Origin of the sequence: Flagellimonas sp. 389 (genome assembly GCF_018449435.1) — a bacterium.
In the GTDB taxonomy this organism is placed as follows: Bacteria; Bacteroidota; Bacteroidia; order Flavobacteriales; family Flavobacteriaceae; genus Flagellimonas.
The window spans coordinates 43,710-57,773 of the sequence record NZ_JAHCMU010000016.1; the positions used below are offsets into that span (position 1 = coordinate 43,710).

The window sequence follows — 14,064 nt, forward strand, 5'->3', positions numbered from 1 at the left end:
TTTACAGTGTAATAACTAAGAAAAGATATTTAAAGACAAGTAAATTTTTTCATTTTCATATAGTGTTCTCGTAAAAGAGTCTTGACCGTAACGGCAGGGCTCTTTTTAGTTTATGGCTATATTGATTGATGGTTTTTGGTTTTTCAGTTGATGGTAGGGTTGTTTTACATTACTTCGAAAAAAGGGGGAAGATAACTTTTTTGAGAAGATATGATAGAAGACTAATGACGGAAGTTAGAGGTTAGGAAATTGAAGTTAGGAGAATGTGGAACTGCTTACCGCCCACTTAAAAATGAGAGCTGAAAACTTAGAATTAAAAGATGCTTCGACAGGCTCAGCATTACATCGTGTAAAGAAGAACTTAGAGATAAGAAGTCAGAGATCAGAGAACTGAAAACTGAAAACTGAAAACTGAAATTAAGGTATCCAATTGTTCTTCCCAAAGTTGGGTTTTCTTTTTTCCAGAAAAGCATTTCGTCCTTCTTTGGCTTCATCCGTCATATATGCTAGGCGTGTGGCTTCTCCGGCAAACACCTGCTGCCCTACCATACCATCATCTGTAAGGTTCATAGCGAATTTGAGCATTTTTATAGAAGTGGGTGATTTTTCAAGTACCTCTTGAGCCCATTGGTATGCAGTATTTTCCAATTCTTCATGCGGAACAACGGCGTTGACCATCCCCATTTCACAGGCCTCTTGTGCCGAATAGTTTCTGCCCAAGAAGAAAATCTCTCTAGCTTTTTTTTGCCCCACCATTTTTGCCAAATAGGCTGATCCATATCCCCCATCAAAACTGGTGACATCTGCATCGGTTTGTTTAAAGATGGCATGTTCTTTACTGGCCAAGGTCATATCGCAGACCACATGCAAGCTATGCCCACCACCAACGGCCCAACCAGGCACTACGGCAATAACCACTTTGGGCATAAATCGAATCATACGCTGCACTTCTAAAATATTCAAGCGATGTTGTCCATCTTCGCCTACATAGCCTTGGTGCCCCCTAGCCTTTTGGTCTCCACCACTACAGAAGGACCAAATGCCATCCTTGCTGGAGGGACCTTCCGCAGAAAGTAATACTACTCCAATCGAAGTATCCTCCTGTACATCATAAAACGCTTTAATGAGTTCGCTTGTGGTTTTTGGCCTAAAAGCGTTACGGACATTGGGTCTGTTAAAAGCGATACGGGCCACGCCATTACATTTTTTATAGGTAATATCTTCAAATTCTATCGCATTCCGCCAGTTGGGTGATTTCATCTCAATTGTTTTAAAGGATTACAAAATAACGGAATTTGTGCACAGCTATTTTCAAAATCAGTACTTTTTGACGTATGTTATTTTTTTCAAACCTTCAATTTTATGGTTTAAGGGTAATTTTGGTGAATCTTAAAACGTATTCTACTTTATTTTTAAATACTTCTATGAAAAAAATAGTATTAGTATTGATTTTAGTGGTTGCAAGGAGCAATAGCAGTGCACAATCCGGCTTTTTTGAAGTTTCGGAAAAAAAAATAGAAACTCCGTATGAGCAAATTAGTGAATGGGGTAAGTACAGGTATGATAGTCTATCCTATAAAGCTGCCCAAACGCAAGGTGACTATGTATTTGAACATTTTAAGTACAAAAGTGATAGTGTTAAGGTTGACGGTTTTTTATGTCGTCCAAGATTAGTTCAAAGAAAAAAAATACCAGTAATCCTATACAATCGCGGCGGTACAGGGAATTATGCTAAACTTTCAGAAGAAGATTTCCCAGATTTCTATGCTTTGGCAAAAGAAGGGTTTGTAGTTTTTGCCTCTAACTACAGATATGTGGGAAACAGGGGCAAGTACGACCAAATTGGAGGGGATGATATTGATGACGTGATTAATTTGCACAAGTCGATAATGACTTTGGATTATGTGGACAGTGAGAATATTTTTATGATGGGCATATCGCGTGGTGGGCTTATGACCTATAAGAGCCTTACCAAGATTGATGTAAATGCTGCCGTTGTTATTGGTGGAATTGCCGACTTTGAACTATTTGTAAAGAAGCGACCTATATTTTTGGATGGATGGTCCGATCTATCTGAGGAGGAAAATTATCTTGGTTTGAAGAATCTCCTTCTTCATTTTGATAAAAACAGATCGAACTACTTAAAAAATCGGTCGGCTACAACTTGGGCAGATAAAATTAATTCGCCCGTTTACATACTTCATTCAAGGCAAGATGGACGTGTGCCTGCTAAAAGCGCTCTTGAACTTGCAAAGCAATTACATATAAACAATAAGCCCTACAAGCTTAAGATATATGATAAAAAAAGTCACTCCCTGCCCTATTCAAAATTTGATTCTTTTGAAGAAATAATTTCGTGGTTTAGAAGACATCTAAAATGAGACATTTTTGATTTATCATATTGTATCCGTATAGCGAGACTATGTTTATGAATGGGCATACCATCAAGTTTTTATGCAAGCATCAAACCACTTAAAAATATGTAGAACGGTCTTACTGGATTTAAAGGATACACGAGTTGAGTATGTTATCAGCGGAGAATCCAATACTGAAACGATTCTTTTTGTACATGGCTTAGGTGCCAATGCTTCACAGTTTAATGGCCAGCATGTCTACTTTCATAATAAGTTTAAGGTGATTTCCATTAATTTACGGGGACACGGTAATTCATGTACTGTACATAGATCCAATAATCCTGAATCACCATTTCAAAAAATGGGTAAGGATATTGTGGGGCTACTTTATAGACTGGGTATTAAACATGTTCATTTTGTTGGCAATTCCATGGGTGGTAACGTTGGTTATGAAGTGTTGCGATTAGCGCCAGAACGCATAAAATCATTTACCACCTTTGGTACGACGGCACAAATGAAAACTTCAAAATTTATGTTGGGATTATTGCTATTGTCTTACAAAGTATTACCATTGAGATATATTGCTTTTTTATCCAAATCTGCTGGACAAACGGCTGTTTCCAAAGAGCGGATCGAAAAAATGCTAATACAATCCAACAAAAAGACAATCATGACATTAGTGCCCCATTTGGCAAACTTTGACTATCTGGACATTGTTGAAGAAACCAATGTACCAGTCACGATACTCAAAGGAAAACTGGATAAGGAAATCAATAAAGTGCTTGGGAGCACACTGACCAGCTTTAAAAAACGAGGTAATTTTGGCATGGTAGTTATGAAAAATGCAGGACACTTTGCCAATTTGGACAATCCTGCTACATTTAATGCTATTTTAGAAAATTTTATACTGAAGATTAATACGCGTTAAGAGGATTTGGTTTTTAATACCGTGACATATCATACCCCATTTACTTATTTGATTTTCTAAATATATCATAACCAAGTATTCTTCAATAACGCTGTTTTGAGTGGTTATTGCAAAATCCTAAAAAAGGTATACTATAACCGATGTTTTACTTTGGATATGCCTACTTTTATGATAAGTTGTATTTATCCAACCGTTAGCCACCTTTTGAAAAAAACAATACTTTACATATCATTCATAGTTCTGATTTTGAACTTCGGTTGCAAAACGGAAAAAAAAATGAATTCGAAATCGTTGGCGGAAGTGGACGCTCAAAAAACTACGGAATTAATAACGCAGATTCTAAAAGAGGAAATTGATGGATATTTAATGTCAAGTTGTATAACTGAAAAACCGAGAGCTGTTTCGCATCCTATGGTTTCAGATTTTAAGGACTATTTAAAAGACAATTTAAAAATTCAAGATACTACTCACCTAAATGCACAATCAAATCTCTACAAGGTATTTCAAATTACATCGGATTTAGTACCAGATAAAATATACTTACCGAACAACAATTTAAAGAATTTGGAATAAAATCAGAAAGTAGGGAATTTAGATTTTGGAACTGGTTAGATACGAGTTGTGAAAATGGATATTGTTCGATAAGCAAGCCAATATTTAATGAAACATTTGACTTAGCTTATGTACAAATCGGAACAGTTTGCGGAAGATTATGTGGTGGTGGAGAAGAAAGAATCTATGAACTTATCGATGGAAAATGGATTGAAAAAGAAAGCCTCGGACATTGGATAAGCTGAACGAAAAAATGTGGTTAACAATGTATATAAAAATGGCGCAAGTCTTTGCCAACATAAAGGTTTAGCATTCTTACAATTTAAGAATTGGTTTGTGTATAATCCGAAAAGTAATAGCTTATTTTTAGCACTACATTTTCATATACGGAGCCGTTGACAATAATTTAAAGGACATACTCCCTTCAAGTTTTGGAATAAAAATGAAATACTTTTCTATAAATCTATATCTCAAAATGCTCAATTGTGCTATAGCAGAAGGTATGTCTAGAAATGAATTTAAAAATTGGCCTACTCCAATTGAAGAAGCTGAAAAATTACAAGTCATCTCAGCAAAAGAGTTTTTAACTGCGCACGAATTACTCGATGATAAACTTGGCCCTGGTTTTGGGGTTCGTGTAGGTCAGCAAATGATTATTGAAGATTATGGGGTTTTAGGGCTTTCCTGGCGCACTTGCTCAAGAGTTGGTGAGATTTTTGAACGTAGCGAACGCTATTTTAAATTGCTCTCAAATACCTTTGTATGGCAAATTAAAGAAGAAGGAAACGTTTCTCACGTACTACTTAATAGAGAAGCCCATAGAAGAGGTATGGAATTATCAACTGAAGCAAGTTTATCTGCTACTGTTGTGGTGTTGCAAGCCATGTCCGAAAAAGATATTTTACCAACCCAAGTTAGTTTTAAGCACAACGCACCCAAAGACCTGACTAGCTTTAATGCCGCTTTTAAGTGCCCTATACACTTTAATCAGCCGTCCTATTCCATAAGTTATAAAACAGCTGATTTAAATCTGAGAACTGCCAAAGCAGATACAAGTATCAATAGCTACTTGCTACAACAAGTAGATGAAAATACGAAAGGAATTAAAATACCGGGCAATACATTTGTCCGCGATGTTGAATCGCTAATTAAAGATGCCCTTCCAACAGGTATACCGGGAATTCAAGATATAAGCGCTCTTTTGGCAATGAGCAATAGAACACTTACCAGAAGACTTTCTGAAGCAGGTGTGACCTATCGGGATTTAATTAGAAAAACTCAAGAACATCTCTCTAAGGAAATGTTACTTGATGATGTACATAGCATTGGCGAGATTGCCTTCTTAACGGGGTTTTCAGAACAAAGTACATTTAATCGTGCATTCAAGAAATGGACCAACCAAACGCCCACAGAATTTAGAAAAAAGAGCTAAAACTCCATTTTGGCGTAAAATGTCAAAAGGTTGTCCTGAAGTGTCAAAAATCCCATTTGATCACTGTGCAACTTTGTATCATCAAATTATTTAAGATATAAACATTATGAAACACAACATTTTAGTTATCGGAGGCACTGGAAAAACTGGTCGCAGAGTTGCAGAAAACTTAACACAATCTGGACATAACGTACGGGTTGTTGGGAGAAAAACGAACCCGGCTTTTGATTGGGAAAATCCAGAAACCTATAATGTAGCTTTAAAAGACATGGATAGAGCCTACATTGTGTATTATCCAGATTTGGCTGTCCCAGGCTCAAGAGATGCGATCAGCACACTTACTAAAAAGGCATTAGAGGCAGGTTTAGAAAAAGTAGTATTACTCTCTGGTAAAGGTGAAACTGAAGCTGAAGCTTGTGAGGAAATTGTCGCCAATTCTGGATTAAACTATACCTTGGTAAGAGCGTCATGGTTTAATCAGAATTTTAGTGAAGGTGCCTTTTTAGAATTTGTATTAGATGGTGTGGTCGCACTGCCCATGCCAGAGGCCGAAATTCCATTTGTGGATGTGGATGATATTGCTGACGTAGTTTCAACAGTAATTTTGGATGATTCGTATAACGGACAAACCATCACCGTTACCGGGCCTCAAAAGCGAACCTTTAAGGAGGTCGTTGAAATTATGGCAGAAGCTTCTGATAAACAGATTCAATTTGTACCCATTTCTATTGACGAATTTAAGGAAGGTATGCGAAAGGCAGGATTACCTGATTCTTACGTTTGGCTATTCGGTTATTTATTCCAAGAAGTATTGGGGAATGCAAAGAACCAAGAGATCTCTAATGATGTTGCCGAAGTTTTAGGTAGACCTGCTAAAGATTTTGAAACTTATGCAACAAAGACAGCAGCATCTGGTGTTTGGAATCAAAGTGTTGCGAATACTTTGTAAAATCTGAAGGTCGTAGTTTAAAAAAGAAACAACTGTTAAAATATATGTAGGTTGTTTTACAATACCAACTATTCCCAATAAGGCGTATAAGTAATAGCGACATGAGCCTGAGTTCAAGTTGCTATTACTTTTTATTTTGTAAATTCCTTTTAGAAAAAGTAGTCTGTATAAATTCGCTACTGCTATTTTGTAGCTATTGTACAGTTGGGCACAAACTAAAAACCCTACTCCATCGAGAATGACACATTTGGAACCCACATATTACTTCGATTTTGAAAACAAATCAGTTCAAGACCTGATTTCCGAATTTAAAACTGATACTTTGTCCGATAAAGAAAAGGCAATTGGAATTTACACCAAAGTACGTGATCATTGGAAATATGACCCTTACAGCATAAGTCTTTCAAAAGACAAGTATAAGTCAAGTCATATTGCGCAAAAACAGTCGGGAAATTGTGTGGAAAAATCAATACTGTTAATTGCTTGCCTCCGTGCTTTGGGGATACCTGCGAGATTGCACTTGGGCAAAGTAAAGAATCATATTGCCGTTGAACGACTGACCGAAAAATTTGGTTCAAATGAATTGACGCCCCACGGAATGGTCAACGTCTATCTAGATGCGAAGTGGTTGAAAATGTCGCCAGCATTCAATAAATCACTGTGTAAGAAACTGAATGTTGAACCATTGGAATTCGATGGTGAAAACCATTCGTTTTTGCAACAATATGATAGCAAAGGAACCCGGTTTATGGAATACTTGGACGATTATGGGTATTTTGATGATGTCCCTTTTGATTTCATGGTCGAAAATATTAAAAAACACTATCCTGATATCTTTGATACGAATGAAAAAATAACTGAGTTTAAATTGTGAAAAACCAGTTATCAATAATGCTGCAATACTGAAACGACAAGGACTATTCAAAATATATAACCAAACACAATAAAATAGCTGAATTAAAATGAAAATAAAAGCTTTATTATTGATCTTTATAGTAACAAAATTCCCTTATGACACAGTCTACGGACAAGGCAATGAAAATAAAATTTCAGTTCAAAAAACCAGCAAAATAAATGCAAGATTGATTGTTAGTTCTGGAGTGTCAGAAAAGAATATTCCTTTGAATAATCTAAAAGAGATTAATGTAAAAGAGGGTGAAAAGGTATTCTTTTATATTAATTGGTTCAATCTAACCAAGAACTCCTATACAACTTCAATGGATTTCTTAGATGTCAACAATAACTTTTTAGCCCAAAGTAGCGCATATAAGTTCAGGCCTAAAAAGAAAACTCACAATACATGGAATTCAAGAAAATTCAGAGAAATAATAATACCTGAAGGGGTTCTAAAAATTAGAATAAATCTGGACCAAGAAATTATTTTGGAACGTGAAATTAAGGTCAAATACAAGACTGAATAATTTCTTTGTCAAGAGAATACAGATGTCATTCAATCGATAATCGATATATGCACAATTAGTCATAAAATAGAGCTAGAACAAATTCTTTACGGTCAGTCTTCTATTTTGAAACTGCACACAATCTTTATGAATAATGCCCTAATTTTAAAATTAAATTAAAACTGGGATGACAGAATCAACTCAATGGATTCTATGGGCTTTGTCCATAGTGGCGACTATAATCACTTTTATTATTCCCTTATTAAGGGCAAGAAAGAGCAATAAGTTTTTACAATCTAGTTTAAAAGTCCTGCAAGATCAAATAAAACCTTATCGGAGAAAATCTCTGAATTAAGCACCAAGTCGGAAATGGAAGTGTTCTATGTCAAATTGAAAAATGATATCAATCAAGCGTTGGAATCAGAAACTGAGTTGAAGGATATAGATACTAAACCAAGAATTAAGCAAAGTTTGGGTGAAGCTTTTGGAATTGATCCTCTTCAAAATTCAACGGAAAGAGAAGGATGGGAATATTTTACCAATTGGCGTGTTAAAAGAAGGGTTGAAGGATAATCGAAGACCAATTAGTTTAAAACAACTAATGCTTTATACACTACATAATCTATACACTAAACCGTTGATAATATCGTGAACGAGCAAGTAAAAAACATCGTAGATGGGGTTTTTTCAATATCCCAAAAATCATTTTGTAAGATTGACGGTTTACTCACGCTTGAAACCTTTAAAAAAGGGGAAATATTTATACAAAACACCAAACACAATGAAAAGGAATATTTCCTTTTAGATGGAGTTTGTAAAAGCTATTTAGTCAATCCGGATGGTGACGAAATTACCATATCCCTATTTACTGAAAATACCATTTTATCCCCTCAGTCCATTAGGACTTCAAAAAATATTTCCAACCTAAATTTCAAAGCGATAACTGATATAACATTAGCATCGATGAATGCCGAAGCATTTGAAAATTTAAGAATAGTGAATAGAGAAATTCGCAACTTCGGAAACGCCGTTCTTCAAAATGAGCTAATATCAAAAGTTGAAAAAGAAATTGGTCTAGCCTCTTTAACGGCAAAAGAAAGATTGATACGATTCCGCAGAAAACACCCACTTTTGGAAAACCGTATTCCACATACCGATATTGCATCGTACCTAGGAATTACAACCATCTCTTTAAGTAGACTTCGCAAAGAGTTGTCCCGCTGACCGTTTTTATCATTTGTTAATGGAAAGGTGTAGACCGCATTCTAATTTTGCTTCATACCAAAAATGAGCGATTTGAGTGCAATAGCAGTATTGGTATAATCTCGGAGTATATGGATTCAACAGCACAAAACGCAGAGTTTATAAGAAATGGAGCACACACATTAAGTTTAAAAACATATTCAAATAGAGCTTCTGAAACAATTATGTTACTTCATGGAGGGCCAGGAGTTCCTGATGATATGTTGGAAATAGTTGAACTACTTAAAAATGATTTTCGGGTAATAACTTTTGAGCAAAGAGGAGTTGGACAATCGGTATGTAATGCGTGTGGATATGCTATGGAAGATTACATTTCGGATATTGACGCCATTAGTGAAAACTTAAAAATAGACAGATTTCATCTGTTTGGACATTCATGGGGTGGCCTATATGCCCAGATATATGCAGAAGCAAGACCTAAGAAAATTAGAAGCTTATTTCTCTGTAGCCCAAGTTCCGGTACGAATGAAACATGGAAAAAGACTGAAAAGGAAGTCATGGAATTCAATAAGAAGAGTACATCCAAAAAAGAATGGATACAAATGGGCTGGAATTCGGTATTAGGAATGTTGGGAAGTGATAGCGCATATCAAAAGCTTTTTAAACAAGTACTTAAAAACTACCATAGTGCGTATGGTGAAGTGAAAATTGAAGAAGCTTTTTTTAATAAAATACATGCAGAGCCAATTAACAAGACTACAAAAGAAATCGTGAACTATAGGCCGCTGTCAATATTCAACAATCCAAATTATCCGATACTAATAACCTATGGGAAAACCGATATTTATGGAAATAGCAAAAATGAACTTCTAAAAAGATTTCCAACAGCTAAAGTTGAACTTATAGAAAAGAGCGGGCATATACCTTGGAAACATAACCCAACTGAATTTAACAGGATAGTAAATGAGTTCTACCTTGCATATAAGTATCTATGAAAATTAAAATACAGTGACTATGAATTTAATCTTACAGACAATCTTAATAGGTATTGGAGCTACCCTTTTTATGGACTTGTATGCTTTGTTGTTAAAAATCTTCGGTATAAAATCGCTTGACTATAGATTTTTAGGCCGGTGGATAGGGCATTTCACAAAAGGGCATTTTCGTCATAACCATATCATGAAATCCTCAGCTATGCCTTATGAACTGTCAGTTGGGTGGACTGCCCACTATCTCATTGGAATCACGTTCGCACTTTTATTGGTTTTTGCTTTTGGGAAAAAATGGTTGGAAAATCCAACCGTACTACCTGCTTTGTGTATTGGCATTATAACTATTATTGCTCCTTTTTTTCTGATGCAACCTGCTTTTGGATTTGGTGTTGCAGGCTCAAATTTACCAGACCCTGGTAAAGCCAGACTTATGAGCTTTATAACCCATTCGGTATTTGGATTGGGTCTATACCTAAGTGCTATAATTCTAAAGCAAATAATAGAAAGATTTGCTTAGATACATAAACACTACTTATAACAACCGTAAAAGCCGTTGTGATAGTTATTAATAGGTAACAACGGACAGCTATAAGTCTATTTAACAGGTCTTTTGTCAGTGAATATTAAAGTTAAAGTCTAAATGGTCCATCGGTTGAAATGTCATAATGAATCAAAATTATTTGGACTCCCTGGTTACGAACTGTACCTAAATACCAAGTAGCTCTACGTATTTATTTGCAAAAGCGTACAAGAACTTTTACAGACTTGGTTATGCTTGTAAAGAAATACATTTACTCTGTTCTCAATTCAAATAGTATCCTCTATATTTATTGAAACAATCGATTTTGATGAAAACACAATTTGTCAGCAAATATGGAATAGATTTTAATCATGTGGAATCTTATGACTCGCCAGATGGAGAACAAATATTGCTAAAGAACCAACAATTCTTTAAAAACTATGAATACAAAAGGGATTGGGACGGAACCCCCGTCAGGGTGATTAGATTGCAAGATGGTTCCACTAACTATGCCGATTACATAAAAACGAAGACCGCTACTCTATGCAGGCAAGTAAATGTACTGAGCGTTGATGATAGGTACATAGATGACCTGACCGAGCAGGAATATTATGAGCTATGCGACTTTTATATCGCCCGCAAGCGATTTTTGGCACAGGTTGATGAAAGTAATTGTAAATCAAAATATAGGTTTAATAAATTTTTTCGTTTTAATGGATCAACGATAAGAGCAAGATTTCATAAAAACGGCGAATATGTTATGCAAATTTTGAAACCTGACAGCACTTTACTTGTTGAAGAGTTAGGATTAACGGCCGAAATCCCATCAGACCAACTTAGAAATGAACTGACGGAAGCCGAATATTACGAACTAAGCTTATCGCTTATGAATATGGACAAAGGTTTGTCATAAACCAAACTCATTTATTGTTTTTAGCTTCAATCCACTTTGCCATGTACTTAGTACTTGCCATGGTTTGCTGTTGCAAAAGTTTTCCAATAAAATTATTGTTTCGATGCGAACACAATTCACTTTGAAGTGTTTTAAGATGTGCTTTCAGCTTTTCTTCCCAAACATCCTTATCGTATAATTGGTTTATTATGGATACTCCGCTTCGTTGAGCTTGCAGCCATTTTTTTTCATCACTATAAAGTGTAATGGCAGCTTTTGCAAATGTTTCCCAATCATTGGTAATTGTTCCGTTCCACGGCATACTTTCATGCATACCTTCTGCCCCAATGTCCGTAGTAATGCTCGGGGTACCATTTTTCATCGCATCTATTAGCTTTCCTTTGATTCCTGCACCAAACTGTAACGGTGCCAGTAACACACGGGATCTTCTCATAACTGATTCTAAATCCTTGGCCCAACCCTTCACATGAAAACCCTCTTTTGGGTTATGCATTTCTAAAACTTGCTGCGAAAGGTAAGCTCCGTGTATATGTAGCTTCGCATCTGGCAAAACTTTCGTGATTAAGGGCCAAATTTTGTTTTTTAGTATAGCAATCGAATCTACATTGGGAGCGTGTTTCCCATTGCCAATACAAACAAAATCTTTACGATTTTCAAAATTGGGCCAACTTGTTATGTCTGCTTCTAAGTTTTTTTCCAAAAGAAATGGAAGGTGGAAAAGTAAGTTTGCTGGAAGCTGTAATCTGCTCTCCAAGATTTCAACTTCGTAGGAAGAAATTAACAGTGTACAATCAGAACGGTAGATACTGGCAACTTCACGGATAGTTTTTGGGTGATTTCTCCACTTTTTTAATGTGAACCCCTCCCCTTTCTCAACACATTCCGCTCTGGCTGTTCTAAGTGAATGTAAATCTTCCGTATTGAGTATTCTAATGGCATCTGGAGTAAATTCCGCTACGCGCCATCCAAACTGTTCTTCGACCATAAATCGGTCAAAAACTACCAGGTTAGGATACAAGTCCTGTACAAACGTATCAAAGCTGGAATGATTGAGTTTTAAGGAAACCGTTTCTACTTCAAGAGAATCCAAATCGAAACTATGCTCGGTCTTGGTTGCTGTTGTCCCAAAAATAATTTTGTAATCATGAGTTTTGAAGAAATTCATCAATTGCAACATACGATGCCCGGCAGCTGTTGTGGCAGGTTCTGGCCAAACGTAACCAATTATTAATACAGTTTTGTCCATTATTTTATGACCTACCTTGAAAAGAATAGCTGTCAACTATAGCATTGCAGCAAATTTTTTGGAAATACTGGAACGTAATTTACGTTCATAATCTTCTTCCAACCACTCTTTGTAGTTTTTGGTGTTGTTCATGATACAGTACGAATATTGGCGAACCCGATAGGCAATTTCCTCTTTAAGTTCTTTGGCCAAGATACGGGCATCAAACACATCTTCGCTATTTTCCACACAAATTTGTGCATGTTGCTCAATACTCATCTCCAGCACCAATTTAGATTTTTTACCTTGGGCAAAGATTTTTTTGTACTCTTCTTTTATGTTGAACGTAATGTTTTCAGATTTGCTGAACTTCTCTTTGAGTTCTGCCGGCATCTCATACACAAAATCCCGCTCTATTTCATCATCGTTTTTGATATTCTCTAAATAAAAATCGGGAAAATGGAATATTTCTTGCCAGTCCAATGGATCGTCCCACGGGCCAAATCTTGCAAGATTGTTCCCCATATCAATAACCGAAAACTCGTCTTTATTAGGTAAAATACGCGATCCCCTTCCAATCATTTGAAAATATAGTGTGAGTGACCTCGTAGCACGGTTAAGAATGATGGTTTGTACGCTGGGTTCGTCAAAACCTGTGGTCAGGATACTTACAGACGTAAGTATGGCATCGGGTGTATTCGCGAACCATTCCAATATTTCGCTTCGTTCGGATGCCGTGTTCTTGTTATCTAGATGCCTAATGTTGTAGCCCGCCTTTCTAAAAGTTTCATAAACGTATAGCGAAGTATTGATACCGTTGTTAAAGATAAGCGTCTTGGTTCCCTTGGCTATTTCTTCATAGGCAGAAACGAGTTTCCCCAACATACTGTGGTTACCGTAAAGCTCATCGGACGATTTTACGGTATAATCACCATGAATGCCCAGCTTTAGGGTTTTTAGGCTTACATCATAGCTGTAGAGGTTTGCTTTGGCAAGAAATTGTTTTTCTATCAAAGACTTAATGGATTCCCCAATGATCAAATGTTTGTAATGATCCTTCATGGGAAGCTTTATATTGGAACTTAAGGGAGTTGCCGTTACCCCAAGTATTGTAGCTCCTTCAAAATATTTGAACAGTTTTCTAAAGGAATTGTAGTGTGCCTCATCGATAATGACCAGTCCAACATTGTTTATGGTAACTTTCTCTTCTTGAAGCCTGTTGTTCAAGGTTTCCACCATGGCCACAAAACACATGTATTCATCTTGGTCCTGAAGCTCTTTTACCTCACTGTTAATGATTTTATTGGCGACCCCAAATCCGTGAAGCATTTTAGATGTCTGCCTGCTCAATTCAATCCTGTGGGTAAGTACCATCACCTTCTTACCCGTATCCTGAATATATTTACGGGTTATTTCCGAGAAAACCACTGTCTTTCCCCCACCAGTAGGCAATTGGTACAAAATATTGGTACCTGCCGGTAGCTCATCAACGTGTTTGAAGATTTTCTTTAAATCTTCTTTCTGGTAATCGTATAATGTTTTTTTGCTAACTGCTCTTTCTATCTCCAAAGGAAAACGGGATATTAAATGTTCCAA

15 protein-coding genes are annotated in these 14,064 nt (G+C 36.3%); 12 read left to right on the forward strand and 3 right to left on the reverse strand.

All coding sequences use genetic code 11. The annotated features are described in order from the left end of the window. Nucleotides 1-417: 417 nt before the first annotated feature. Nucleotides 418-1,260, reverse strand: coding sequence for a 1,4-dihydroxy-2-naphthoyl-CoA synthase (locus tag KIM67_RS14145; RefSeq protein WP_213832210.1), 843 nt, complete (start codon nucleotides 1,258-1,260; stop codon nucleotides 418-420). 164 nt (nucleotides 1,261-1,424) lie between these two features. Between KIM67_RS14145 and KIM67_RS14150 the strand changes: the two genes are divergently transcribed. From KIM67_RS14150 to KIM67_RS14205, 12 genes are all read left to right on the forward strand, one after another. Continuing rightward, entirely contained in the window at nucleotides 1,425-2,381 is a 957-nt protein-coding gene (locus tag KIM67_RS14150; protein ID WP_213832211.1) for a S9 family peptidase, read from the forward strand. Between the two features lie 73 nt (nucleotides 2,382-2,454). Beyond that, entirely contained in the window at nucleotides 2,455-3,282 is an 828-nt protein-coding gene (locus KIM67_RS14155) for an alpha/beta fold hydrolase (protein WP_213832212.1), read from the forward strand. A gap of 276 nt (nucleotides 3,283-3,558) precedes the next feature. Next, entirely contained in the window at nucleotides 3,559-3,855 is a 297-nt protein-coding gene (locus KIM67_RS18645; RefSeq protein ID WP_250149270.1) for a hypothetical protein, read from the forward strand. 421 nt (nucleotides 3,856-4,276) lie between these two features. Then, entirely contained in the window at nucleotides 4,277-5,266 is a 990-nt protein-coding gene (locus KIM67_RS14165; protein WP_213832213.1) for an AraC family transcriptional regulator, read from the forward strand. A gap of 106 nt (nucleotides 5,267-5,372) precedes the next feature. Then, on the forward strand, nucleotides 5,373-6,215 hold the full coding sequence (locus KIM67_RS14170) for an NmrA family NAD(P)-binding protein (RefSeq protein ID WP_213832214.1): 843 nt from the start codon (nucleotides 5,373-5,375) through the stop codon (nucleotides 6,213-6,215). A 238-nt stretch (nucleotides 6,216-6,453) separates the two neighbouring features. Beyond that, on the forward strand, nucleotides 6,454-7,089 hold the full coding sequence (locus tag KIM67_RS14175) for a transglutaminase family protein (protein ID WP_213832215.1): 636 nt from the start codon (nucleotides 6,454-6,456) through the stop codon (nucleotides 7,087-7,089). Between the two features lie 88 nt (nucleotides 7,090-7,177). After that, a complete protein-coding gene (locus tag KIM67_RS14180; RefSeq protein WP_213832216.1) occupies nucleotides 7,178-7,636 on the forward strand; it encodes a hypothetical protein in 459 nt (152 codons plus the stop codon). A 348-nt stretch (nucleotides 7,637-7,984) separates the two neighbouring features. Next, nucleotides 7,985-8,188 (forward strand): hypothetical protein, encoded by a 204-nt coding sequence (locus KIM67_RS14185; RefSeq protein ID WP_213832217.1) that lies wholly within the window; start codon nucleotides 7,985-7,987, stop codon nucleotides 8,186-8,188. Between the two features lie 75 nt (nucleotides 8,189-8,263). Then, nucleotides 8,264-8,839: a Crp/Fnr family transcriptional regulator gene (locus KIM67_RS14190; RefSeq protein ID WP_213832218.1), complete on the forward strand. Its 576-nt coding sequence runs from the start codon at nucleotides 8,264-8,266 to the stop codon at nucleotides 8,837-8,839. A gap of 110 nt (nucleotides 8,840-8,949) precedes the next feature. Next, nucleotides 8,950-9,813, forward strand: a complete 864-nt coding sequence (locus KIM67_RS14195; RefSeq protein ID WP_213832219.1) for an alpha/beta fold hydrolase — start codon at nucleotides 8,950-8,952, stop codon at nucleotides 9,811-9,813. A 19-nt stretch (nucleotides 9,814-9,832) separates the two neighbouring features. Next, on the forward strand, nucleotides 9,833-10,327 hold the full coding sequence (locus KIM67_RS14200; RefSeq protein ID WP_213832220.1) for a DUF2938 domain-containing protein: 495 nt from the start codon (nucleotides 9,833-9,835) through the stop codon (nucleotides 10,325-10,327). 331 nt (nucleotides 10,328-10,658) lie between these two features. Next, nucleotides 10,659-11,243 (forward strand): hypothetical protein, encoded by a 585-nt coding sequence (locus KIM67_RS14205; RefSeq protein ID WP_213832221.1) that lies wholly within the window; start codon nucleotides 10,659-10,661, stop codon nucleotides 11,241-11,243. Nucleotides 11,244-11,250: 7 nt separating this feature from the next. On the opposite strand, the gene KIM67_RS14210 is transcribed toward KIM67_RS14205, so the two are convergent. Both KIM67_RS14210 and KIM67_RS14215 read right to left on the reverse strand, forming a co-directional pair. Continuing rightward, complete coding sequence (locus KIM67_RS14210) at nucleotides 11,251-12,489, reverse strand: glycosyltransferase (RefSeq protein ID WP_213832222.1); 1,239 nt, start codon at nucleotides 12,487-12,489, stop codon at nucleotides 11,251-11,253. 36 nt (nucleotides 12,490-12,525) lie between these two features. Beyond that, complete coding sequence (locus KIM67_RS14215; RefSeq protein ID WP_371815763.1) at nucleotides 12,526-14,064, reverse strand: DEAD/DEAH box helicase; 1,539 nt, start codon at nucleotides 14,062-14,064, stop codon at nucleotides 12,526-12,528.

Bases quoted from the DNA above. Each gene is read 5' to 3' on its own strand.
- KIM67_RS18645 (WP_250149270.1), top strand. From the start codon at position 3,559: ATGAATTCGAAATCGTTGGCGGAAGTGGACGCTCAAAAAACTACGGAA.
- KIM67_RS14195 (WP_213832219.1), top strand. From the start codon at position 8,950: ATGGATTCAACAGCACAAAACGCAGAGTTTATAAGAAATGGAGCACAC.
- KIM67_RS14185 (WP_213832217.1), top strand. From the start codon at position 7,985: ATGGAAGTGTTCTATGTCAAATTGAAAAATGATATCAATCAAGCGTTG.
- KIM67_RS14150 (WP_213832211.1), top strand. From the start codon at position 1,425: ATGAAAAAAATAGTATTAGTATTGATTTTAGTGGTTGCAAGGAGCAAT.
- KIM67_RS14145 (WP_213832210.1), bottom strand. From the start codon at position 1,260: ATGAAATCACCCAACTGGCGGAATGCGATAGAATTTGAAGATATTACC.
- KIM67_RS14200 (WP_213832220.1), top strand. From the start codon at position 9,833: ATGAATTTAATCTTACAGACAATCTTAATAGGTATTGGAGCTACCCTT.
- KIM67_RS14210 (WP_213832222.1), bottom strand. From the start codon at position 12,489: ATGGACAAAACTGTATTAATAATTGGTTACGTTTGGCCAGAACCTGCC.
- KIM67_RS14205 (WP_213832221.1), top strand. From the start codon at position 10,659: ATGAAAACACAATTTGTCAGCAAATATGGAATAGATTTTAATCATGTG.
- KIM67_RS14170 (WP_213832214.1), top strand. From the start codon at position 5,373: ATGAAACACAACATTTTAGTTATCGGAGGCACTGGAAAAACTGGTCGC.
- KIM67_RS14175 (WP_213832215.1), top strand. From the start codon at position 6,454: ATGACACATTTGGAACCCACATATTACTTCGATTTTGAAAACAAATCA.
- KIM67_RS14165 (WP_213832213.1), top strand. From the start codon at position 4,277: ATGAAATACTTTTCTATAAATCTATATCTCAAAATGCTCAATTGTGCT.
- KIM67_RS14180 (WP_213832216.1), top strand. From the start codon at position 7,178: ATGAAAATAAAAGCTTTATTATTGATCTTTATAGTAACAAAATTCCCT.
- KIM67_RS14155 (WP_213832212.1), top strand. From the start codon at position 2,455: ATGCAAGCATCAAACCACTTAAAAATATGTAGAACGGTCTTACTGGAT.